This window comes from Daejeonella sp., from assembly GCF_030695525.1.
Lineage (GTDB): Bacteria > Bacteroidota > Bacteroidia > Sphingobacteriales > Sphingobacteriaceae > Daejeonella.
In genome coordinates this window covers 38,851-60,027 of record NZ_JAUYSS010000061.1, presented here as the reverse complement: position 1 = coordinate 60,027, position 21,177 = coordinate 38,851, and the positions used below count along the sequence as shown (strand labels likewise).

18 protein-coding genes and 1 riboswitch are annotated in these 21,177 nt (G+C 40.9%); of the genes, 13 read left to right on the top strand and 5 right to left on the bottom strand.

What is annotated here, in order from left to right:
* The first annotated feature begins 12 nt into the window (after window positions 1–12).
* The 3 genes from Q8S11_RS14390 (at window position 13) to Q8S11_RS14380 (ending at window position 3,733) form a co-directional block, all read left to right on the top strand.
* Complete coding sequence (locus tag Q8S11_RS14390) at window positions 13–2,223, top strand: TonB-dependent receptor domain-containing protein (RefSeq protein ID WP_305662818.1); 2,211 nt, start codon at window positions 13–15, stop codon at window positions 2,221–2,223.
* 119 nt (window positions 2,224–2,342) lie between these two features.
* Window positions 2,343–3,158, top strand: a complete 816-nt coding sequence (gene murQ, locus Q8S11_RS14385; RefSeq protein ID WP_305662817.1) for an N-acetylmuramic acid 6-phosphate etherase — start codon at window positions 2,343–2,345, stop codon at window positions 3,156–3,158.
* An 8-nt stretch (window positions 3,159–3,166) separates the two neighbouring features.
* Complete coding sequence (locus Q8S11_RS14380) at window positions 3,167–3,733, top strand: hypothetical protein (RefSeq protein WP_305662816.1); 567 nt, start codon at window positions 3,167–3,169, stop codon at window positions 3,731–3,733.
* Window positions 3,734–4,292: 559 nt separating this feature from the next.
* On the opposite strand, the gene Q8S11_RS14375 is transcribed toward Q8S11_RS14380, so the two are convergent.
* The gene (locus tag Q8S11_RS14375; protein ID WP_305662815.1) at window positions 4,293–5,057 is read right to left on the bottom strand and encodes a 4-hydroxy-tetrahydrodipicolinate reductase; all 765 of its coding nucleotides are present in this window, start codon (window positions 5,055–5,057) and stop codon (window positions 4,293–4,295) included.
* Window positions 5,058–5,146: 89 nt separating this feature from the next.
* Here Q8S11_RS14375 and Q8S11_RS14370 point away from each other — a divergent pair, with 89 nt between their 5' ends.
* The 7 genes from Q8S11_RS14370 (at window position 5,147) to Q8S11_RS14340 (ending at window position 13,899) form a co-directional block, all read left to right on the top strand.
* Window positions 5,147–5,887: a Bax inhibitor-1/YccA family protein gene (locus Q8S11_RS14370; RefSeq protein ID WP_305662814.1), complete on the top strand. Its 741-nt coding sequence runs from the start codon at window positions 5,147–5,149 to the stop codon at window positions 5,885–5,887.
* Window positions 5,888–6,055: 168 nt separating this feature from the next.
* Window positions 6,056–6,157, top strand: a riboswitch (SAM riboswitch).
* Window positions 6,158–6,308: 151 nt separating this feature from the next.
* Window positions 6,309–9,983, top strand: coding sequence for a methionine synthase (gene metH / locus Q8S11_RS14365; protein ID WP_305662813.1), 3,675 nt, complete (start codon window positions 6,309–6,311; stop codon window positions 9,981–9,983).
* A 33-nt stretch (window positions 9,984–10,016) separates the two neighbouring features.
* Window positions 10,017–10,388 carry a four helix bundle protein gene (locus tag Q8S11_RS14360; RefSeq protein WP_305662812.1) on the top strand — a complete coding sequence of 124 codons (372 nt, stop codon included), beginning with the start codon at window positions 10,017–10,019 and terminating at the stop codon, window positions 10,386–10,388.
* Window positions 10,389–10,457: 69 nt separating this feature from the next.
* Window positions 10,458–11,414: a methylenetetrahydrofolate reductase [NAD(P)H] gene (metF, locus tag Q8S11_RS14355; protein ID WP_305662811.1), complete on the top strand. Its 957-nt coding sequence runs from the start codon at window positions 10,458–10,460 to the stop codon at window positions 11,412–11,414.
* A gap of 116 nt (window positions 11,415–11,530) precedes the next feature.
* On the top strand, window positions 11,531–11,890 hold the full coding sequence (locus tag Q8S11_RS14350; RefSeq protein ID WP_305662810.1) for a hypothetical protein: 360 nt from the start codon (window positions 11,531–11,533) through the stop codon (window positions 11,888–11,890).
* 88 nt (window positions 11,891–11,978) lie between these two features.
* Window positions 11,979–12,506: a ferritin gene (locus tag Q8S11_RS14345; RefSeq protein WP_305662809.1), complete on the top strand. Its 528-nt coding sequence runs from the start codon at window positions 11,979–11,981 to the stop codon at window positions 12,504–12,506.
* A 157-nt stretch (window positions 12,507–12,663) separates the two neighbouring features.
* Window positions 12,664–13,899, top strand: a complete 1,236-nt coding sequence (locus Q8S11_RS14340; protein WP_305662808.1) for a VCBS repeat-containing protein — start codon at window positions 12,664–12,666, stop codon at window positions 13,897–13,899.
* Between the two features lie 6 nt (window positions 13,900–13,905).
* On the opposite strand, the gene Q8S11_RS14335 is transcribed toward Q8S11_RS14340, so the two are convergent.
* The 4 genes from Q8S11_RS14335 to thrA all read right to left on the bottom strand — a co-directional run bounded on the left by Q8S11_RS14335 (window position 13,906) and on the right by thrA (window position 19,065).
* Complete coding sequence (locus tag Q8S11_RS14335) at window positions 13,906–14,175, bottom strand: (2Fe-2S) ferredoxin domain-containing protein (protein ID WP_305662807.1); 270 nt, start codon at window positions 14,173–14,175, stop codon at window positions 13,906–13,908.
* A 120-nt stretch (window positions 14,176–14,295) separates the two neighbouring features.
* On the bottom strand, window positions 14,296–15,603 hold the full coding sequence (gene thrC / locus Q8S11_RS14330; RefSeq protein WP_305662806.1) for a threonine synthase: 1,308 nt from the start codon (window positions 15,601–15,603) through the stop codon (window positions 14,296–14,298).
* A complete protein-coding gene (locus tag Q8S11_RS14325; RefSeq protein WP_305662805.1) occupies window positions 15,603–16,538 on the bottom strand; it encodes a homoserine kinase in 936 nt (311 codons plus the stop codon). The genes thrC and Q8S11_RS14325 overlap by 1 nt, the downstream gene beginning before the upstream one ends.
* A gap of 70 nt (window positions 16,539–16,608) precedes the next feature.
* Window positions 16,609–19,065: a bifunctional aspartate kinase/homoserine dehydrogenase I gene (gene thrA, locus Q8S11_RS14320; RefSeq protein ID WP_305662804.1), complete on the bottom strand. Its 2,457-nt coding sequence runs from the start codon at window positions 19,063–19,065 to the stop codon at window positions 16,609–16,611.
* A 344-nt stretch (window positions 19,066–19,409) separates the two neighbouring features.
* Between thrA and rsgA the strand changes: the two genes are divergently transcribed.
* Genes rsgA through Q8S11_RS14305 form a run of 3 tightly spaced genes read left to right on the top strand, consistent with a single transcriptional unit; the run spans window position 19,410 to window position 21,122 of the window.
* Window positions 19,410–20,330, top strand: coding sequence for a ribosome small subunit-dependent GTPase A (gene rsgA, locus Q8S11_RS14315; RefSeq protein WP_305662803.1), 921 nt, complete (start codon window positions 19,410–19,412; stop codon window positions 20,328–20,330).
* Window position 20,331: 1 nt separating this feature from the next.
* Complete coding sequence (gene dtd / locus Q8S11_RS14310) at window positions 20,332–20,784, top strand: D-aminoacyl-tRNA deacylase (protein WP_305662802.1); 453 nt, start codon at window positions 20,332–20,334, stop codon at window positions 20,782–20,784.
* An 11-nt stretch (window positions 20,785–20,795) separates the two neighbouring features.
* Window positions 20,796–21,122: a nucleotide pyrophosphohydrolase gene (locus tag Q8S11_RS14305; RefSeq protein ID WP_305662801.1), complete on the top strand. Its 327-nt coding sequence runs from the start codon at window positions 20,796–20,798 to the stop codon at window positions 21,120–21,122.
* Window positions 21,123–21,177: the final 55 nt, after the last annotated feature.

Here is a 21,177-nt window from a genome sequence, read left to right as displayed (position 1 = left end):
AGTCTAAATAAAATGAATCGAATTTTAGCTCTATTGTTTATATTGACAATTATCCAGAGCGCGGCTGCTCAAGTTAAAAAAGCCGATGAAAGGTTAAAACTTGCCGACAGTACCATTATTGAAATGCCCCAGATTGTGATCATTGGAAAACGGGACGGATTAATCAGCAAAGTTCCTGGCTCAGCAACGGTCTTGAATTCACGAGAAATACGATTGACAGCTCCACTTACGTCCAATGAGGTTTTACGCAAGGTAACCGGAGTAAATGTGGTTGATGAGGAAGGTGCGGGATTACGTTTGAATATCAGTATCCGCGGACTCGATCCCGACAGAAGCCGAAATGTGCTGATGCTTGAAGATGGTATACCTATTGCCCTGGGCCCTTATGGTGAGCCTGAGATGTATTTCACTCCATCAATCGACAAGATGTCTGGAATAGAAATTCTGAAAGGCAGCGGGCAAATCCTATACGGTCCGCAAACCATTGGTGGTATAGTCAATTTTTTCACTGCTGATCCCCCTTCGCAGGAAATTACCCGCATCAAAATTTCAGGTGCAAAAGGAGGATTTTTCTCGGGTTTTGGAAGCTATGGGAATACCATTGGGAAAGCCGGAATTCTAGTTTCCTATCTCCATAAAAGAGCAGACGACTTAGGCCCGACACAATTCAGACTGAATGACCTTTCGGCTAAAATCAGATACGAATTAAGTTCAAAATCAAACCTCGGGCTTAAACTTGGCTATTACGAGGAGCAATCCAACTCAACCTATATAGGTCTAACACAAACCATGTTCAATCAGGGTGATCAGGATTTTGTCAGGATGTCTCCTTACGATAATCTTCCGGTAAAACGCCTATCCGGAAGTCTTACTCACCAGCTTGAACTTAACGAAAATATCAGTCTGAAAACAACTGCTTTTGCCTATACAACAACCCGCGACTGGCAAAGACAGGATTTCTCATTCAGTCCAACTGCTGCAAACCAAACAGGTGTGCAATGGGGAAATCCGGCTATAAGTAATGGGGCTGTTTATATGTTAAACTCAACAGGTAATCGTAACAGGCAGTTTCAGGTTGCGGGATTAGAGCCCCGCTTGAGTGTTAAACACAATTTGTTCTCTATCAACAACGTACTGGAAACAGGTGCAAGGTATTTATATGAAAAAGCCGATGAGCAGTTTATTGTGGGAAGCAATGCAAATTCTGCTGCAGGAACTTTGAGGGATAAAGAGGTAAGAACCGGCTATGCATTTAGTGCCTATGCACAGAACAGATTCGAACTGAGCGAAAAATTTTCAATAAATGCCGGACTTAGACTGGAGAATTTTGATTACGAAAGGGAAATACTTCGTGGCAGATACCGCATTAATGGCGTAAACAACGTAATCAGAGACACCAGCATTCTGGCTAAAGACAATACCATGGCTTTGATCCCGGGAGCGGGCATCAACTATTCAGCCAATGATCGGATCAATCTTTTCGCAGGGGTTCATAAAGGCTTTGCCCCACCCAGAATTAAAGATGCAATTACAGCCACAGGTGTACCATATAACCTGGATGCTGAACTGAGTACCAATTATGAGCTGGGTACCCGGATTAAGTTTAATGACTATTTCAATGCCGAATTAACCGGTTTTATTCTGGACTTCCAGAATCAGATCATCCCTGTTTCCAATTCATCGGGGAATTCAAATGCCAGTGGTGTAGTTAATGGAGGACAGACCCTGCACAAAGGTATTGAAGCCGGCTTTCATATTGATTTTGGGAAGATCGCAGGACAAAAGAATTCTTATACCTTCGAAAGCAGCATCACGGTTCAAAATTCTGAATACAGTAATGACCGCTTCATTACAGTAAATGGCAGCACAGTTAATGTAAAAGAAAACAAACTGCCATATGCAGTAAATCTGATGATCTGGAATGCTGCAGGTATAAATCTGCAGAATGGTTTTGGATTCAGGATTTCCGGGAATTATATTGGTTCACAGTTTACAGATGAGATCAATAGTGAGCTTCCATCTGCAAATGGAAGAACCGGAAAGATTGGCAGCAGATATATTGTTGATGCAAATACTTATTTCCGAATTCCCAAAACCAATGCCAACCTGAACCTGTCTGTAAAAAACCTCACAGACCAAAGATTTATCAGTAGCAGAAGACCTGAAGGAATCAGAGTTGGACTACCTAGATTAATTACAGCCGGTTTTGAGATATTTCTATAGGATAAATACTTACTAAAAATTAGCACCCGCCCTGAAAATTCAGTGCGGGTTTTTTTATTGCAAAATAATTGATTAGCTAAAAGATAATATTCCGATTTTTGTAATCGCAAAATATAAAGATGAATAGAACTACTGAACAGGATTCAAATTATAAAGATCTCGAAAAAATGTCCGTCGCAGAGTTACTGCAGGGCATAAATAAGGAAGATAAAACTGTACCACTTGCCGTTGAGAAATCAATTCCGGCTATTGAAAAAGTGGTGAATATAATTGTCGACAAAATGAGCAATGGCGGACGTTTGTTTTATATAGGTGCAGGAACTAGTGGTCGTCTTGGCATACTCGACGCCTCAGAATGCCCTCCTACCTATGGTGTACCATTTGATATGGTAGTTGGAATTATTGCCGGCGGAGATAAAGCAATCCGGAAAGCTGTTGAAAATGCGGAAGATAATAGCGAGCAGGCCTGGAAAGACTTGCAGGCATTTAATATCTCTGATAAAGATGTTTTGATTGGAATTGCCGCATCAGGAACTACCCCATACGTCATCGGAGGATTGAAAATGGCGAATGAATATGGATTAGAAACAGCTTGCATCGTTTGCAATTCGGGAAGTCCGGTAGCTGCTATAGCCAAACATCCGATTGAGGTTGTTGTCGGCCCCGAATTCGTGACAGGTTCAACCCGAATGAAATCCGGAACAGCTCAAAAACTTGTCCTGAATATGATCAGTACTTCAACAATGATTCGGCTGGGGCGGGTAAAAGGTAATAAAATGGTTGATATGCGTTTAAGTAATGTAAAACTTGTTGGGCGTGCAGTTAACATGGTAATGCAGGCAACCGGTCTGGATTCAGGTACAGCTCAAAAACTTCTTGAAAGATACGGAAGTGTCCGTAAAGCTGTTGATAATGCCGCATCGTCAGAACTATAAGATCAAAGATGCATGAAATAGAACCATATTACCGCTGGAGAGACGATTATATTGCGTCTGAAGATGCACTTTCACCATTTTTTGAAACTAACTATAATGAGTTTGAATTCGATAAACAGATCTATAATTATCTGATCCATCCTCAGTGGGATTTCTTTGGTTCACAAACCTTGTACCTTAAGGTTCTTTACGCCGATTATGAAAAAGGTTATGCGATTATCGAGTTCATAGGCGAATGGAACGATGCCCTTCACAATGATATAATGACCCTAAAACGGGAAATTCTAGATCTGATGGTCATTGAAGGAATCGATAAATTTATCCTGATTGGAGAAAACATACTTAATTTTCATTCATCTGATGACTGTTATTACGAAGAATGGTTTCAGGATGTGGAGGAAGGCTGGATTGCGGGCATTAATTTCAGGGAACATGTAATCAGTGAATTCAAGCGCAACAATATTGATTATTACATCAACTTTGGCGGCAATCTGGATGATATGGCATGGCGGAATCTAAAACCCGTTCAATTATTCAAAGAAGTGGAAATGGCATTAAGCCGAAGATTAAACTAATCGGCTTGCCTGGACTATGATCTTTATAAACTGAGTTCGATATAAAGAAGGGTAAAATAATACGGTTATCATTGTTAAGATAAGGCTCTAAAGTCAAAATAATTTAATTTTTGAAACCAATACATGTGTGTTTTGGGTTAGTTCAGCCCTTTCCTCCGGAGTATTTCCGGCATGAAATCTCGTTCCCCTCTGGTCAGTGTTCACCGTACCAAGCACGATCATATCATTGGTTGGTGATAACACCAACCACAGGGATATAGCCGGAAGCTACCTCCTCCGGCAAGGTTTATTTTACCCGGTGCTGTTTTTCATCGGGACGGACAGCCCGGCAAAAGGACCATTTGCCATTCGTAATAAACCCGGGTGGCAGCTCTAGCTTTTTTGCTTAAGAATTTCATGACATCTACTAAATCTGCCGCAAAAAACTAGGGCAGAACACGGGATTGTCAGGACCGAAAAGGCACAGACCCTGCTTTCTAAAACAAGAAAAAATCTTCAATCTAGATTTACCCCAGCAAGATTTTAAATCGAACTCACCTTAATAATTCTAAGACCGCATTTAACTTTTTATACTTCCCATTGAAAAATAAGGGAGTAAAATATCCTCGAAATTGTACATACCCGGCATTTTATCCGATAAGTTTTCTGCGACAAACAATACCCCATTCCCAAAAGCCTCTCTTGAAATAGACTCATGAATAATCCTTACTGTTTGATACGGGAAGCCAAAAATTACCTCGTGCTTACCCACAATACCTCCTGCTCTTACTGAATTAATATCCGTTTTTTCTATGTCCAAAGCTTCCGCTATCTTAATTGCCGTACCTGAAACTCCTTCTTTCCCTTTAAAATGCTCTTCAACAATTTCAATATCAACCCAGGGGGCAATTTTTTTAAGAAACCTCGCAGCAAATAAGAGGTAATTAACTCCAAGTGTAATATTAGGGCTCCAAAATACCACTGTGTTATTGGAAATTTCTTTCAGTAATTTATTTTCATTTTCACCATAATGTGAAACCGCAGAAATAATCTTAATCTTACGTTCGCCTGCAATTTCAGCATAAGCATAGAGGCCTGTTTGGGAAGAGAAATCAATAATTATATCTACAGGATGCTGGTCAAGAAGCTCAGAAATACTTATTGTTGTACTCGAATAAATTAACCCGGGATCGTCTGATTGCAACCCCAAAAATTCGGAAACTCTTCTATTTTCAAGGATTGTACTTTTTCGAAGGACCCATTCAAGGCAAAATCCATTGTTTTGTAAGATGACATTTGCAACTGCCCTTCCTGTTTTCCCGAAACCTATCAATCCAACTTTCATATCCCCTTCATTTAATCAAAGCATTTGCCTTGTTACACAATATGCAGATATCAGCCCGAATTTTATTAAATTTATAAAAAAAATTAAAAATGATGTCAGAAAAAGAAACCAGCTATCCATATATCAACGATCCGATTGTTCAGCGTGAAGGAGCCATTACTTCAGCAAATTTTATTCCGAATGTATTTCTATGGATGTTCATAGCCCTGGGTCTTTCTGCAGCTTTTGCGTATTTCTTCTCTACCGATGAGGCATTACTCAGCATGCTGATCGACCCGATAAGTGGAGGCAGAACCACTTTAGGTACAATTGCAATGTTCGCTCCTTTAGCATTTGTGATGGTCATGTCCTTCGGAATGAATCGTCTTTCTTTTCCTGCATTGGCCCTTATTTTTGTTCTTTACTCGGCCATAACAGGCATTAGTTTAAGTTATATTTTGCTTGTTTACACCTCATCTTCTGTTCTGGGCTGCTTTATTTCTGCATCCCTGCTTTTCGCAGTGATGGCTTTCGCCGGATACACTACTGAGACTGATCTGACAAAATTTGGCCCCATCCTGATGATGGCTCTGGTTGGAATTATTATAGCGAGCATTGTTAACTTCTTTTTGGGTAGCAGTCAATTAGATTATATCATCAGTTTTATAGGCGTAGCCTTGTTTGTAGGATTAACCGCCTATGATATGCAGCGTCTGAAACGTATAGCTGCCGGAATAGAATATGGTGATGCATCTGCCAATAAAATGGTGATCATGGGTGCATTAACCCTTTATCTGGATTTTATCAATCTGTTTTTGATGCTACTTCGCCTGTTCGGAAGCCGGAAGTAAATAAATGTTACCAGTTATCTGTTAACTGCGAAATCTAGTTTACACACAGCTGACCGGCAACTGATAAAAGCTAACTGTTAACAGGTAACTGATAACAGGAAACTGACAACAGCTAACTGATAAACAAGCTGTATTTGCATTTCATCAAAATATCTTGCACTTTTGCACTGCTTATTCAGAAAGATGGAGGGATTAGACCCTGAGAAATCTTAGCAACCTGTGCTAATAAGGTGCTACATTCTATCCCGCATGTGCGGGAACAGATAAGTGAGAGTCAATAAATACCGACTTTTCGAAGATAAGCCTGTTTGTAGATATGAGACATTAGATTTGAGATATCAGACTTATGTATGCAAAAATCATTGCATTTCATCAGTTTTATCTCATATCTCACATCTCATATCTCATGTCTAAATTATATATGAACATTAGAGAAGAATTACAAAAACGAATACTAGTAATTGATGGTGCTATGGGCACCATGATTCAACGCTATCAGTTAACAGAAGATGATTTCAGGGGTGAACGATTTAAAGATCATCCATGTGATGTAAGAGGTAATAATGACCTGCTTAACATTACCCGTCCGGATATCATCAAAGCAATCCATGCCGAATACCTTGAAGCTGGTGCCGATATCATTGAAACGAATACATTCAGCACCCAACGCATTTCGATGGCCGACTACCAGATGGAAGATCTGTCGTATGAAATGAGTTTTGAAGGTGCACGAATTGCCAAAGAAATCGCCCATGAGTACACGCTGAAAAATCCTGATAAACCCCGTTTTGTTGCCGGTGCCCTCGGTCCCACAACGAAAATGGCTTCCATGTCTCCGGATGTTAATGATCCCGGTTATCGGGCCGTTACTTTTGACGAATTGGTAGATGCTTATTATGAGCAGGTTAAGGGCCTGATTGAAGGAGGGGCTGATGTATTGCTTTTCGAAACAATTACGGATACACTCATCACCAAAGCCGCGCTTTTTGCAGCGAAGAATTATGAGAACGAGAGCGGCAGGAAGATCGATATCATGATCTCGGGAACAATTACGGATGCCAGTGGAAGAACCTTATCCGGCCAGACCGTTGAGGCATTTTTAAACTCATTGAGTCATGCAAATTTATTAAGTATAGGACTAAATTGTGCGCTTGGAGCAAAAGATATGCGTCCGCATATTGAAGAACTCTCTCAAAAAGCGGACTGTTTTATTTCCGCCTATCCGAACGCCGGACTACCCAATGAGTTTGGAGCTTATGATGAACTGCCCCATGAAACTGCTCATTTGGTTGAAGATTTCATGGAAAACGGCTTTGTCAATATTGTAGGTGGTTGCTGTGGTACAACTCCTGAACACATTAAATGTATTGCTGAAAAAGCAGCAAAATTTTCGCCAAGGATCCCTGCTTCTCCTGAACCTTTTCTTAGGCTTAGCGGACTTGAGCCGGTTACACTGACTCCCGAAACGAACTTTGTAAATATAGGTGAGCGTACCAATATCACAGGATCTCCGAAATTCTCTAAACTGATTCTTAGCGGCGATTTCGATACAGCACTTTCTGTTGCTCGTCAGCAGGTTGAAGGTGGTGCTCAGATCATTGACATCAATATGGATGAAGGAATGCTCGACTCTGAAGCAGCAATGGTTAAATTCCTTAACCTGATTGCTTCTGAACCTGATATCTCCAAACTGCCCATCATGGTGGATTCATCTAAATGGACGGTAATTGAAGCCGGATTAAAATGTCTTCAGGGAAAGGGGATTGTGAATTCAATCTCTTTGAAAGAAGGGGAAGAGGCTTTTAAAACTTATGCGGGGAAAATCCGCCAATATGGAGCTGCAGTAGTTGTAATGGCATTTGATGAAGCCGGACAGGCTGATTCACTCGAAAGACGTAAGGAAATTTGTCAGAGATCGTATAATATTCTGGTTAATGAGGTCAACTTTCCTCCGCAAGATATTATTTTTGATCCGAATATTTTGACGGTTGCTACCGGACTGGAAGAGCATAATAACTATGCAGTAGACTTCATTGAAGCCACCCGCTGGATCAAACAAAACCTTCCGCTTGCCAAGGTAAGTGGCGGAGTAAGTAACATTTCATTCTCTTTCAGGGGGAATAATACCGTCCGTGAGGCAATGCACTCCGCGTTCCTTTACCATGCAATTAAAGCCGGACTGGATATGGGTATTGTCAATGCCGGCATGCTTGAAGTGTATGAAGAAATACCTAAAGATTTGCTGGAATTGGTTGAAGATGTGCTGCTAAATCGCCGCCCAGACGCCACAGAGCGCCTGGTTGATTTTGCCGAAACGATTAAAACCACCGGTAAAATTATTGTAAAGGATGAGGCATGGCGCAATGCAAGTGTGGAAGAGCGCTTATCACACTCGCTGGTAAAAGGCATCATCGACTACCTGGATGACGATGTAGAAGAAGCACGTCAGAAATATGCTAAGCCCCTCGAGGTTATTGAAGGACCATTGATGGACGGGATGGGTATTGTGGGTGATCTGTTTGGACAGGGTAAGATGTTCCTTCCTCAGGTGGTAAAATCGGCCAGGGTAATGAAGAAGGCAGTGGCTTACTTATTACCTTTCATCGAGGAAGAAAAACTGAATAATGCTGATAGTAACCAGCGCAAAAATGCAGGAAAAGTATTACTGGCGACAGTAAAAGGCGACGTTCATGATATTGGTAAAAATATTGTCGGGGTTGTTCTGGCCTGTAATAATTTTGAGGTCATTGACCTGGGAGTAATGGTTCCTGCACAGAAAATTATTGAAACAGCAAAAGCTGAAAATGTAGATATAATCGGTCTCAGCGGACTGATTACCCCATCTCTGGATGAAATGGTTCATTTCGCAAAAGAAATGGAAAGGGAAGGATTTACGATTCCATTAATTATTGGTGGTGCAACTACTTCCAGAATTCATGCAGCGGTGAAGGTGGCTCCAAATTATTCAGGTCCATCCGTACATGTGCTTGATGCTTCGAGAAGTGTTACGGTATGCAGTACCCTGATGAGTGATGAAAACCGTGGGGAATATATCACAACCATTCATAATGAATATTCAAAAGCAAGAGAGGCCCATTTAAACAAGCAATCAGACAAACGCTTTAAAACTATTGAAGAGGTAAGGGCAGGCAAGTTTCAAATTGATTTGAATGCGGCTGTTGCATCAAAACCTACATTCCTTGGAACCAGGTCATTTGTTGATTTTTCTTTAGAAGAACTGGTACCTTATATCGACTGGACACCTTTTTTCCATACCTGGGAGTTGAGAGGAAGTTACCCGCGTATTTTTCAAGATGATTTTGTTGGTGCGGAAGCAAAAAAACTCTATGACGAGGCCAGAATTTTGCTCGACAAGATCATTGCCGACAAATCTTTGAAAGCCAATGCGGTGATTGGTTTCTGGCCGGCAAATTCTGTAGGCGATGACATCGAACTTTATACTGATGAGAGCAGAACACAGGTTTACAGAACCATCCATACACTTCGGCAACAGGCAGAGAAAGCAGCTGGTGAGCCCTATTATGCCCTTTCAGACTTTATTGCTCCAAAAGAATCGGGCATTGCTGATTACTGGGGCGGATTCGCGGTTACCACAGGAATAGGCTGTGATGAACTGGTAGCCGAGTTTGAAAAGAACTTTGATGATTATAACAGTATCATGGTAAAAGCCCTCGCAGATCGCCTTGCAGAGGCATTTGCAGAGCGTATGCATGAGCTGGTTAGAAAAGAATTCTGGGCCTATTCGAATGATGAATCGCTTAGTTCTGAAGATTTGATCAAGGAAAAATACAGAGGCATTCGTCCGGCCCCGGGATATCCCGCCTGTCCGGATCATACCGAAAAAGCAACGCTGTTCGATATACTTGATGCAGAAAAGGCAACCGGAATTCATTTGACTGAGAGTTTTGCAATGTATCCTACCGCAGCAGTCAGCGGCTATTATTTTGCCCATCCGCAATCCCGCTACTTCGGATTAGGCAAAATCAGCAAGGATCAGGTAGAAGATTATGCCCTTCGAAAGGGGATGACAGTAGAGGAAACGGAGCGATGGTTGAGCCCGAATTTGGGGTACTAGTTGTTGGTTAGTTGTTAGTTGGTTGGATTTGTAATGAGTGCTTATCAGAAATATACGGAGTTGGATGTATGGAAACATTCCCGTGCATTAGCTTCACATGTTTATGAATTGACTGCTACCTTCCCGAAATCTGAACAATTTGGGATAGTTTCACAGATAAGACGATGCGTTGTTTCTGTGCCATCCAATATAGCAGAAGGTTGTGGAAGACAATATAAAGAAGAGACTGTACAATTTTTATCCATCGCCAGAGGTTCATTATATGAATTGGAAACACAACTTTATATTTCAAAAGACCTATCATACATCACAGAAGTTCAATTATCAACCTGCCTCACAAAAATTGAAGCATTAGGTAAATTATTAAATGGTTTCATTAGGTACAATAATGATAAACAAGAATAGCAAATAAGTATTTAGTTTTATGGGGAGTAGATAAAATCTAACCTACTAACCACCAACCAACTAGCAGGCATGAAAATCACCGATCACATAAAAAACGCCAAAGGCAAAACACTTTTCTCTTTCGAGCTTCTGCCACCTTTAAAAGGGCAGAGTATACAGGGTATTTATGATGCCATAGATCCGTTGATGGACTTTAACCCGCCCTTTATTGATGTAACCTATCATAGAGAGGATTATATCTATAAACAGCATAGCAATGGACTGCTGGAAAAGGTTTCCTATCGTAAACGCCCCGGAACCGTAGCTATTTGCGCCTCGATCATGAATCGCTACAATGTGGATGCGGTGCCTCATCTGATTTGCGGAGGATTTACTAAGGAAGAAACTGAAAATACCCTGATCGACCTGCAGTTTTTAGGCATAGATAACGTTCTGGTTTTACGAGGAGATGCCCGTCATGCTGATTCAGGATTTATTCCTACGCCAGGAGGACATACTTATGCGACTGATCTATTAGAACAAGTGGTCAATATGAATAATGGGGTTTACCTTCATGAAGATTACGACACTGCTTATAAGACCAAATTTTGTATCGGTGTAGCCGGATATCCCGAAAAACACTTTGAAGCGCCAAACATGAAAACAGACTTTGGCTTTCTGAAAAAGAAAATTGAAATGGGGGCAGAATTTATCGTGACCCAGATGTTCTTCGACAATACCAAGTATATTAATTTTGTTGCTTTATGCCGCGAAAACGGAATAAACGTTCCGATTATACCCGGATTAAAACCAATTACTTCTTCCAAACAATTAATCAGCCTTCCGAAAATTTTTCATATCGATTTGCCGGAGGAACTTAGTGAAGCTGTTCAAAAATGCAAATCAGAAAAAGAGGTAAAAGAAGTTGGAATTGAACATATGATTGCTCAGTGTAAAGAATTAATGAAAGTTGGGGCGCCGGTATTGCACTTTTATACAATGAGTAATCCCGGTCCAACCAAGCGTATTGCAGAAGCAATATTTTAATAAAAAAATCATACAGACCGGATGACGAACGAAATCCATTCTGCATTACAAAGGCTAGGAAAATAATTTTTATATTTATTTGGATTGTTTCTAAATAATGTGATCTTTGTATTTCAATGTTAATAGAGAACCCCATCACTTCAACTGAATTAATCGAAGTATTTATTACTTCGAAAGGTGGTGTTTATCAATCTGACAAAGAAAATTGCCTCTTTCTTAGTTTCTCAGGAAAAACCTCTAAACTTAGCTTTCAATCACTCAGTGATCTGAAAAAAATAATTGACAAGGTTGACCTCGGACATATGTGTACATTAATTGAGCACGCTGATATCGAAATAATCCTGTTAAAGGATAACTGTTATGTGCTGTCGGGAATCGAGATAATCTACCTCAAAGAAATACTCCATGGTGCCTTTACCATGTTCAGACTTAATCATATTATCACGGATTGCCTTAACCGTTTGGTAGTTTCTTAATTTAGATTAACTCCATATTATCCAAAGATCAACTACCTTCTGCTTATTTACTTAATTTTGTATTAACAAACAGTAAAATATTTAAGTTATGAAAGATTTGATGCGAATTAAAACCCTGCTTTCTGCAGAGATAGAAACGCTGCTTAACCAGCAGGTAAAAAAAGAAGCACATTCCTCGGCCATCTATTTATCAATGGCTTCCTGGTGTGACCGTAATGGTTTCGAGGGATCAGCCGACTTTTTCTTCAAACAATCTAATGAAGAGAGAGATCACCAGTTAAAAATATATAAGTACATTCTTGATATGGGAGGTACCGCAATATCGCCAGAAGTCAACAATATTAAAAATGAATTCAGCACCTTCCGCGAAGTGTTCGAAGATGCACTTGATCAGGAAATTGCAATCACACAGTCATTTAAAAATATCGTCGCCCGCTGCCATAAAGAGCAGGATTATGTAACACTTGAATTCCTAAACTGGTTCCTGAGAGAGCAGCGGGAGGAAGAATATATAGCTCGCAGGGCCTTGGAACTATTCGATATTATCGGTGAAAGCGGAACAGGTTACTGGGACATTGATAAAAATATCGGGAATATTAAATATTCTGCTGAATAATACAAAGGCTGTCTGAAAAGGCAGCCTTTAACACTTATATAAAAATCAACCATTAGATCAATCATATCTACCGTTCACTAATTTCTTATAACTTATTGTATAAGTTTTGGTAATTTAGCTAACGCTGACAGGGTTTAAAACCCTGTCAGCGTTAAGTATGAAACGATCCCGGCTATTTATTTTCTCCGCCCCGGCACTGATCATCTACCTGGCATGTGCACCCTCAAGCCCGAATACTTCCGGAGTATTTTCAACAGCTTATTTTGAGGATGTAACACTTACTCACCTACCACAGGCTCCAAATCTACATTCCCTGGATGCAGCATTCGGGGATATTGATAATGATGGGGATCTGGATATTGTCATAGCCGTAGAAAATGATGTTAACAGATTGTATCTGAATGATGGTAATGGCAGATTCACCTGGAAGCAGGGAGTATTTCGGGAGGTGAAGAACGATACAGAACATGTACGTCTCAGCGACTTCAATAATGATGGTAATCTTGATGCTATTTTTGTAGCAGAAGATGACCAGACTCCGGAACTATATCTGGGCAATGGTGATGGTACTTTTCAGGATCTCAGCGATGAGCTCCCGTCGAAAAGTGAAGGGAATGGTCTGGCTGTTGCAGATGTTGACGGGGATGGTCTGACAGATATTTTGGTTGGCAACTCTGGTTCAAAAGGGCAAAATTTTCTATGGCTGAACAACAAACTAAAGCCGGGAAGTTTTTCAGATCGCACTAAATCATACCTACCGGAAATAAATGACGCTACACAGGATATTAAACTTGCAGATCTGGATGCCGATGGTGATCTGGATATGATCGTAGGGAATGAAATCCCACCAAACAGATTATATATAAACAACGGAAAGGGGAATTTTACAGAAAAATCCAATCAACTTGAGCTTCTTGTTCCTCTTCATACACGCGAAATTGTTCTGTTCGATGCCGATGGAGATGGTGATCAGGATATTCTCTTTGCTAATCTTACAAATAATGGCGGAAAATGGGACAAAGATCCACAAGCCAGACTCTTGATCAATAATGGTAAGGGCTTTTTTAAAGATGAAAGTCGCAACAGAATGCCCGAAAATAAATTCTCTACCTATGCAGCTAATGTGATCGATTTCGATGGTGATGGCCATCCGGATATTTTACTGAGTGCTATTACTATTCCAGGTTTTAATGCGGACAAGGTCAGGGCTTACAAAAATAATGGGGATGGTAAATTTACCGATATGAGCAAAGAAGTCATTCCTGAGGAGACTCATGGGCGTTCATGGGGTATTTGTATCGGCGATGTGAATAAAGATGGTATCCCGGATGCTTTTATTGGTGGCTGGGGAACTCAAGCCAGGTTGCTGCTTGGCAAAATGCCACGGGAATAGCTTAAATCAATTATCTCCTGAGATCTCCTCAAGTAATTTAAGTACGTCTTTCGAGGTATATTCCTTCAGCCATATATTCGCAGGCTGGGCAGCCAGAACCGGAGCAAATTTACATCGGTCTGTACATTCGGTAATAATAAGCTCAATTTCGTCTTTTACTCCCTTACCCTTCAGGTAATGCTTCAGATTTTTATACATTTCCCTGCTGCCCCGTTTAGAACATTTGCTACCCATACAGATATAGATAGTATTCTCAGGAATATGAAATTTGCTCATAACCTTAAAGTACGATTTTTTCGCAATTAATATGTTTATTGCATGTTATCTGTTTACTTTACCTGGCTAAAACACTAAGAAACAGAAAATTTTCAATCTGAAATTAATCAATTTAAGCAATTAGCTGTCCAGTAAATAATTCTTAAAGCCTTCAAAATCCCGGCCCAATGTAATTGCGAGTCTTTCCCGGCCTTCAAGTTCCTGCACCTGTAATGGCACCTCAATATTGCCAGCTATCTCCTTTGAAAAAATATCAGGAAACTTACATGGATGCGCAGTTGAAAGAAATACAAGTTCGGCGCTTTCAACCGGATGATCCTTTAACCATTGCTTTGATGCCAGCCAGGCAATGGCTGTATGCGGACACATAATATAATGTTGCTCTCTATAAACCTTTTCAATTGCATTTAGCGTTTCTTCGTCTGTAAAAGTATAGGCAGTAAGAAGTTTTTTCAGATCTGCAGTTTCACCTTTAAACAAATCCATAATCCTTACCCAGTTACTTGGATCGCCTACATCCATTGCATTTGACCAGGTTTGAACACTCGGCTTAGCCTGATAAACCCCGGTTCGGAGAAATGCCGGAACTGTATCATTAATATTGGTAGCAGCTATAAACTGCCTGACAGGCAGCCCCATCTTCCAGGCAAGCAAACCAGCTCCAATATTTCCAAAATTACCGCTAGGGACAGAAAAAACTACTTCCTTAAACCCCTTACGCTGAATTTGAGCATAGGCATAAAAATAATAGAATGTCTGAGGGATAAGTCTTGAAATATTGATAGAATTAGCTGAGGTAAGGCGAAATTTCTCCTTCAGTTCAGGGTCATTGAATGCACGTTTTACCAGGGCCTGGCAATCATCAAAGGTGCCATCGATCTCAATCGCACGAATGTTTTGTCCGTTGGTAGTTAACTGGAGCTCCTGTATCGGACTTACCTTTCCTTTTGGAAATAAAATAGTTACCCTTACGTTTGGAACACCCAGAAATCCCAAGGCCACCGCCCCACCTGTATCTCCAGATGTGGCTACCAGTACATCCAGTTGTTGCTCACCCTCTTTCAAAAAATAACTCATCACACGGCTCATGAACCTGGCACCGAAATCTTTGAATGCAAGTGAAGGACCATGAAACAGTTCCAGCACATTTATTTGTTCTGAAAGTTCAACAACAGGAGCATCGAAATTGATCGCATCATCGATAATAGCCTTCAGATCGGTTTCGGGAATTGCACCATTCAGAATTGCTTTAGACACCCTGAAAGCAATTTCTGGCAAGCTATACTTGTGCAGATCAGCAATAAATTCCGGATCCAACACAGGGATATTTACCGGCATATATAATCCCTTGTCGGCGGGTAAACTATTGAAAACACCTTCTTTAAAAGGAACTCTTAATTCTTTATTATTGGTACTGTATAAAATCATTAATCTAAAATTATTGGCCCCTCAGCATTAATCGGTGACCTGTATGCAATACTTTCTGTATCCAGCCATCTGAAATGTGCCTGCAATTTTTCATTGATCCGGCGGGCATCTTCATCATTTCTGGTAAATGTAAAAACGGATGGTCCAGAACCGGATATCCCAAAACTCAATGCCCCATTCTCCATCGCAATTTCTCTTAATCTGTAAAAATCAGGGATTAAAATCGACCTGACAGGCTCAACAATCACATCCTTCATACTTCTGGCAATCAGGTCTATGTTTTTGGTATACAAACCACTAACCAGTCCGGCAACATTGCCCCACTGAACAACAGCATCCTTCAACAATATCTTGCTCCTAATAATCTGCCTTGCATCGCGTGTCGGCACATCAACCTGCGGAAAAACGATAGAGCAATACAGCTCTTCAGGAAAAGGAAGCTGAATAATATCCAATGGCTCATAACTGCGGATGAGGACAAAACCTCCGAGCAGAGCCGGAGCGACATTATCTGCATGTCCGTATCCGCAGGCCAACTCCTCTCCTTTCATCGCAAAAGGAACAAGTTCCATTTTTGTCAAAGGACTGTCCATCAAAGTATTAATTGCAAACAAACCAGCAACTGTACTTGCAGAGCTTGATCCCAGTCCGCTGCCAATAGGCATCTTTTTATACAACTCAATCTCAACACCTACATCACTGCGACCAATATGATTCAGGTAATGCTGCACACTGACACTTACCGTGTTCTTAGCCGGATCATATGGCAGACGTCCATCATCACCGCTTATTTTTGTGATAATTACCCCTGGTTTATCCCTGAAACGCATGATCACCTCATCGCCAGGCGCATTCACCGCGAAACCCAATACATCGTAACCGCAAACCACATTGGCTACTGTTGCAGGTGCAAAAACTTTTACTGATCTATTCATATTTATTTACTGTCTCCTGAAAATCCTGCTAAAGCCGAACGATCAAAAATATTAAAATAATCAGGTGCTATCAGAATTTATTAGCTCCAACATGAACAATATCTGCGAACACACCAGCTGCAGTAACTTCGGCACCGGCACCCGGACCTTTAACAACCATTGGCCTTTCCTTATAGCGATCGGTAATGAATGAAATGATGTTATCACTTCCCGATAGGGCATAAAATGGATGTGCATCATCAACCATCTGGAGCCCAATCTTTACCTTACCATTCTCGAGTTTACCAATATATCTAAGTACCTTCTTTTCATGTTCTGCCCGTCTTTTCATATCTTCAAAAAAGCTATTCTCTGTCAGCAAAGTCCTGTAAAAATCATCTACACTCTCTGCATTAAGACATGATTCAGGAAGCATGCTTTCAATCTCAACATCTGCAGCTTCAAGTTCATACCCGGCATCGCGGGCAAGAATAAGCATCTTTCTCATAAAATCTGTACCACGAAGGTCATCACGCGGATCAGGCTCTGTAAATCCCTTCTCCTGAGCCTGCTTCACAATATCGTGGAAGGTTACATCACCTTTGTAATTATTAAAAATGTAGGAAATCGTTCCTGAAAGTATCGCCTCAATGCTCAGAATCCGGTCTCCGCTAATCATCAGGTCTTTTAGTGTCTTCACGATTGGAAGTCCGGCACCAACATTAGTTTCATAGAAAAAATCAACCCCATGCAGTCTTGCCGTATCCCTGAACAGCTTGTACTGTTCGAATGAAGAAGAATTGCCAATTTTATTGCAGGTTACGATGGAAATATTTGAACTGAATATCTCCTTGTAATGCTCAATGGGTTTTAAGCTTGCTGTATTATCTGCAAAAACACAGTTTGGAAGGTTCATTAGTTTCATCCTCTCTACGAAAAGTGACAGGTCAGCCAGTTCACCTTCTTTCTGCAGCGTATCCTGCCAGTTTTCAAGTTTAATACCTTCTGCATTAAAGATCATTTTGCGGGTATTACTGATGCCGACCACTTTGATCTGGATTCCATTGTGCTTCTGAAGGAAATCTCTATGTTCCAATAATTGTTTGAACAAAGTAGTTCCAATATTTCCGGTTCCGAGACAGAACACGTGCAAAGTTTTATTTAATTCAACAAAGAACGCATCATGAACCGCATTTAGGCCTTTATTCAAATCTTCTTTGGAGATTACCACCGAAATATTGTACTCCGAAGATCCCTGGGCAATCGCCCTGACATTGATTCCATTTCGTCCCAGGGCATGGAAAAGCTTTCCGGAAATCCCGGGAGTTTGTTTCATGTTTTCCCCAACGATGGCGAGAACCGAAAGACCCTGTTCAAAAACAGGTGCCTCGATCTTTTTTGCGAGCAACTCCAGTTCAAATTCCTGCTCGATTAAATGTTGTGCTCTAGCCGCATCAGATGGATGTATTGCAAAAGTGATACTGTGTTCTGAAGAAGACTGAGTGATCAGAATAACATTGATTTGCTCACGTGCCAGCAGGGAAAACAATCGCCCGCTGAAGCCTGCTTTCCCAACCATACCACTTCCTTCAATATTTATAATACTGATATCATTAATTGAAGAAATTCCTTTGATAGCAAGTCCTGAATTTTCACAGTCGTGTCTGATCACCGAACCCGGGAATTCAGGCTCGAAAGTATTCCTGATTACAATCGGAATTTTCTTCATGAAAGCAGGAATCATAGTTGGTGGGTATATCACCTTCGCTCCAAAGAAAGAAAGTTCCATAGCCTCGGTATAGGAAAGTTCAGGTAATGAAAATGCCTTTTTTACCATGCGCGGATCTGCAGTCATCATTCCGTTTACATCGGTCCATATCTCAATCTCCTCTGCATTGAGGGCTGAACCAAAGATGGCAGCGGTATAATCGCTTCCACCTCTTCCCAGAGTAGTTATTCTACCCTCATCATTACTTGCGATAAAACCGGTAACGAACAGCATTTTACCTTTATTCTTATTGTAAAAATCCCTGATCAGGAGCTCAGTAAGTTCCATATTAACCCGCGCCTGACCAAAAGTGCTGTCCGTTTTAATTACATCAGCTGCATTCACATAAACATCTTCATCTGATTTCTGTCCGGCAATCTTACTGATCATAAACGTTGAACAACGCTCACCATAGCTTAGAACCAGGTCACGGGTACGCGGAGTTAATTCGCGAAGAATCATTACCCCCTGCAACAGATCTTCCAGTTCATTGAAAAGGATACGAAGCTTTGTGAATACAGGATTTTGTTTAGGCACGGCCAGAAGTTCTTTAATCACCTCAAAATGGCGTTCTTCCAGCTCCTTTAATTCATTACTGAAAGTACCACCCTGAGCGGCCTTATCTGCCATTGCCGACAAAAGGTTTGTAACTCCGCTCATAGCCGAAAGAACAATGACCGGATTTCCAGATTGCATCCTTTCCTTTTCAATAATCTGCAATAATTTACTGATCGATTCAACCGATCCAACTGAGGTACCCCCAAACTTTAAAACCTTCATTACTGTATACTAATTTATAAGTCCCGCATGTGCGGGATTTCCTGAATTTTTATAAAAAAAAACGCCTTCCCCTTTGTCGGAGGAAGGCGTTTTTGATGTTTTATGTTAAATTTACACCATACATTTACCTTCCCCAAACATCAGCGTGGTGGTGGTAGTTGTTGTTGTGGTATAAAAAGTTATAATCATTTCTTTTTTTATTGTGGCGTAAATAACGGTTTTAATTTTTGAATTCGCAAATTCTTGTGAATTTATTTTATTTACACATTATTTTTTGTCAAAACGATAAAATATAGGCTATATGATTATTGATAACGTAATGAAGGGCTATCTTTAGTGATCAAATGAAGGGATTAGTTATAAAATCAACAGGAAGCTGGTATGAGGTTCAAACCGATGAGGGGAAGGCTATAAAATGCCGTATCAAGGGTAAATTTCGTACGCTGGATATTAAAACTACTAATCCCATAGCTGTAGGCGACCGGGTCACAGTTGAACCGGAGCCTGACCAGGGAACGGGGCTTATCACCGAACTTGAGCCAAGAAAGAATTATATTATCCGTAAGTCTGTTAACCTGTCGAAGCAGTCACAGATTATTGCAGCTAATTTAGATCAGGCTTTTCTGATTGTTACCCTGGCTTCTCCCCGAACTTCCCTCGGATTTATCGACCGCTTTCTGGTCACTGCCGAAGCATATGGTATTCCAGCCAAATTAATATTTAACAAACTTGACCTGTTCAGTAATGAAGGTCTGGATATTTTAAAGCAATACCAATCCATCTATGAGCAAGCCGGTTACCCCTGTTACAGTGTTTCGGCATTAAAAGCGACTAATCTGGATCAGTTAAGGGAACTTTTGAAAGATAAAGTAACGCTGGTCAGCGGTCATTCCGGGGTTGGAAAATCAACGCTGATCAATGCATTGCTCCCCGGTTCTAAACTTAAAACTGCAGAGATATCCGACTGGAGTGATAAGGGGAAACACACCACAACTTTTGCGGAGATGTTCGGGCTGCCTTTCGGCGGATATCTGATTGATACGCCGGGGATACGTGAACTAGGTGTTTTCGATATTGAGAAACAGGAACTCGGTCGTTTGTTTCCTGAGATCAGAAGGTTGATGGATGATTGCCGATTTAATAATTGCAGGCATATTAATGAACCAGGATGTGCAGTTTTAGATGCTTTGGAAGTTGGGGAACTCGAACCTTCCAGATACGACAGTTATTTAAGCATATACAACAATAACGATACAAGAGCATAATATGAGAGCAATAATCCAGCGGGTCAGCAGCGCATCCTGCAGTATTGAAGGGAAGATCAGTGGGGAGATTGGACTGGGATTTATGATTCTGCTGGGTATTGAAGACAGTGATACCGAGGAAGATTTAAATTGGCTGGCACAGAAGATCACAAACATGAGGATCTTCTCGGATGAACATGGATTAATGAATAAAGCATTAGCTGATGTCCGGGGCAATATTTTGCTGGTCAGTCAATTTACCTTGTTTACCTCGACAAAAAAGGGGAATCGCCCCGGATTTACGCGCTCAGCAAAGCCGGATATAGCAATTCCGATGTATGAAAAAATGATCCGGGAGTTGGGTGAGCTTAGCGGAACAAGGATCCAGACCGGGGTTTTTGGAGCAGATATGCAGATCAGCCTGGTTAATGATGGCCCGGTAACCATCATTATGGATTCCAAATCAAGAGAATAATTATAAAACGGATGACAATACAAGAAGCACAGGAAACGGTTGACCAATGGATCAAAACAACCGGGGTTCGCTATTTTAATGAACTGACGAATACCGCTATCCTGATGGAGGAAGTTGGTGAGGTGGCCCGAATCATGGCCAGAAAATATGGGGAACAATCCTTCAAAAAATCAGATGAAGGGCATGATCTGGGGGATGAACTGGCCGATGTGCTATTTGTTCTGATTTGCCTTGCCAATCAAACAGGTGTGGATCTGACCGAAGCACTAAGTAAAAATATGGAGAAAAAAAATATCAGGGATGCCGACAGGCATAAGAATAATGAGAAGTTGAAATAAGGCTGACAGGGTTTTAAACCCTGTCAGCCTTGATACCTTGTCAGCTTTGATACCC

Excerpts from the sequence above, each read along its gene's own strand:
- Q8S11_RS14390 (WP_305662818.1), top strand. The coding sequence starts at position 13 with ATGAATCGAATTTTAGCTCTATTGTTTATATTGACAATTATCCAGAGC.
- murQ (WP_305662817.1), top strand. The coding sequence starts at position 2,343 with ATGAATAGAACTACTGAACAGGATTCAAATTATAAAGATCTCGAAAAA.
- Q8S11_RS14380 (WP_305662816.1), top strand. The coding sequence starts at position 3,167 with ATGCATGAAATAGAACCATATTACCGCTGGAGAGACGATTATATTGCG.
- Q8S11_RS14375 (WP_305662815.1), bottom strand. The coding sequence starts at position 5,057 with ATGAAAGTTGGATTGATAGGTTTCGGGAAAACAGGAAGGGCAGTTGCA.
- Q8S11_RS14370 (WP_305662814.1), top strand. The coding sequence starts at position 5,147 with ATGATGTCAGAAAAAGAAACCAGCTATCCATATATCAACGATCCGATT.
- metH (WP_305662813.1), top strand. The coding sequence starts at position 6,309 with ATGAACATTAGAGAAGAATTACAAAAACGAATACTAGTAATTGATGGT.
- Q8S11_RS14360 (WP_305662812.1), top strand. The coding sequence starts at position 10,017 with ATGAGTGCTTATCAGAAATATACGGAGTTGGATGTATGGAAACATTCC.
- metF (WP_305662811.1), top strand. The coding sequence starts at position 10,458 with ATGAAAATCACCGATCACATAAAAAACGCCAAAGGCAAAACACTTTTC.
- Q8S11_RS14350 (WP_305662810.1), top strand. The coding sequence starts at position 11,531 with ATGTTAATAGAGAACCCCATCACTTCAACTGAATTAATCGAAGTATTT.
- Q8S11_RS14345 (WP_305662809.1), top strand. The coding sequence starts at position 11,979 with ATGAAAGATTTGATGCGAATTAAAACCCTGCTTTCTGCAGAGATAGAA.
- Q8S11_RS14340 (WP_305662808.1), top strand. The coding sequence starts at position 12,664 with ATGAAACGATCCCGGCTATTTATTTTCTCCGCCCCGGCACTGATCATC.
- Q8S11_RS14335 (WP_305662807.1), bottom strand. The coding sequence starts at position 14,175 with ATGAGCAAATTTCATATTCCTGAGAATACTATCTATATCTGTATGGGT.
- thrC (WP_305662806.1), bottom strand. The coding sequence starts at position 15,603 with ATGATTTTATACAGTACCAATAATAAAGAATTAAGAGTTCCTTTTAAA.
- Q8S11_RS14325 (WP_305662805.1), bottom strand. The coding sequence starts at position 16,538 with ATGAATAGATCAGTAAAAGTTTTTGCACCTGCAACAGTAGCCAATGTG.
- thrA (WP_305662804.1), bottom strand. The coding sequence starts at position 19,065 with ATGAAGGTTTTAAAGTTTGGGGGTACCTCAGTTGGATCGGTTGAATCG.
- rsgA (WP_305662803.1), top strand. The coding sequence starts at position 19,410 with ATGAAGGGATTAGTTATAAAATCAACAGGAAGCTGGTATGAGGTTCAA.
- dtd (WP_305662802.1), top strand. The coding sequence starts at position 20,332 with ATGAGAGCAATAATCCAGCGGGTCAGCAGCGCATCCTGCAGTATTGAA.
- Q8S11_RS14305 (WP_305662801.1), top strand. The coding sequence starts at position 20,796 with ATGACAATACAAGAAGCACAGGAAACGGTTGACCAATGGATCAAAACA.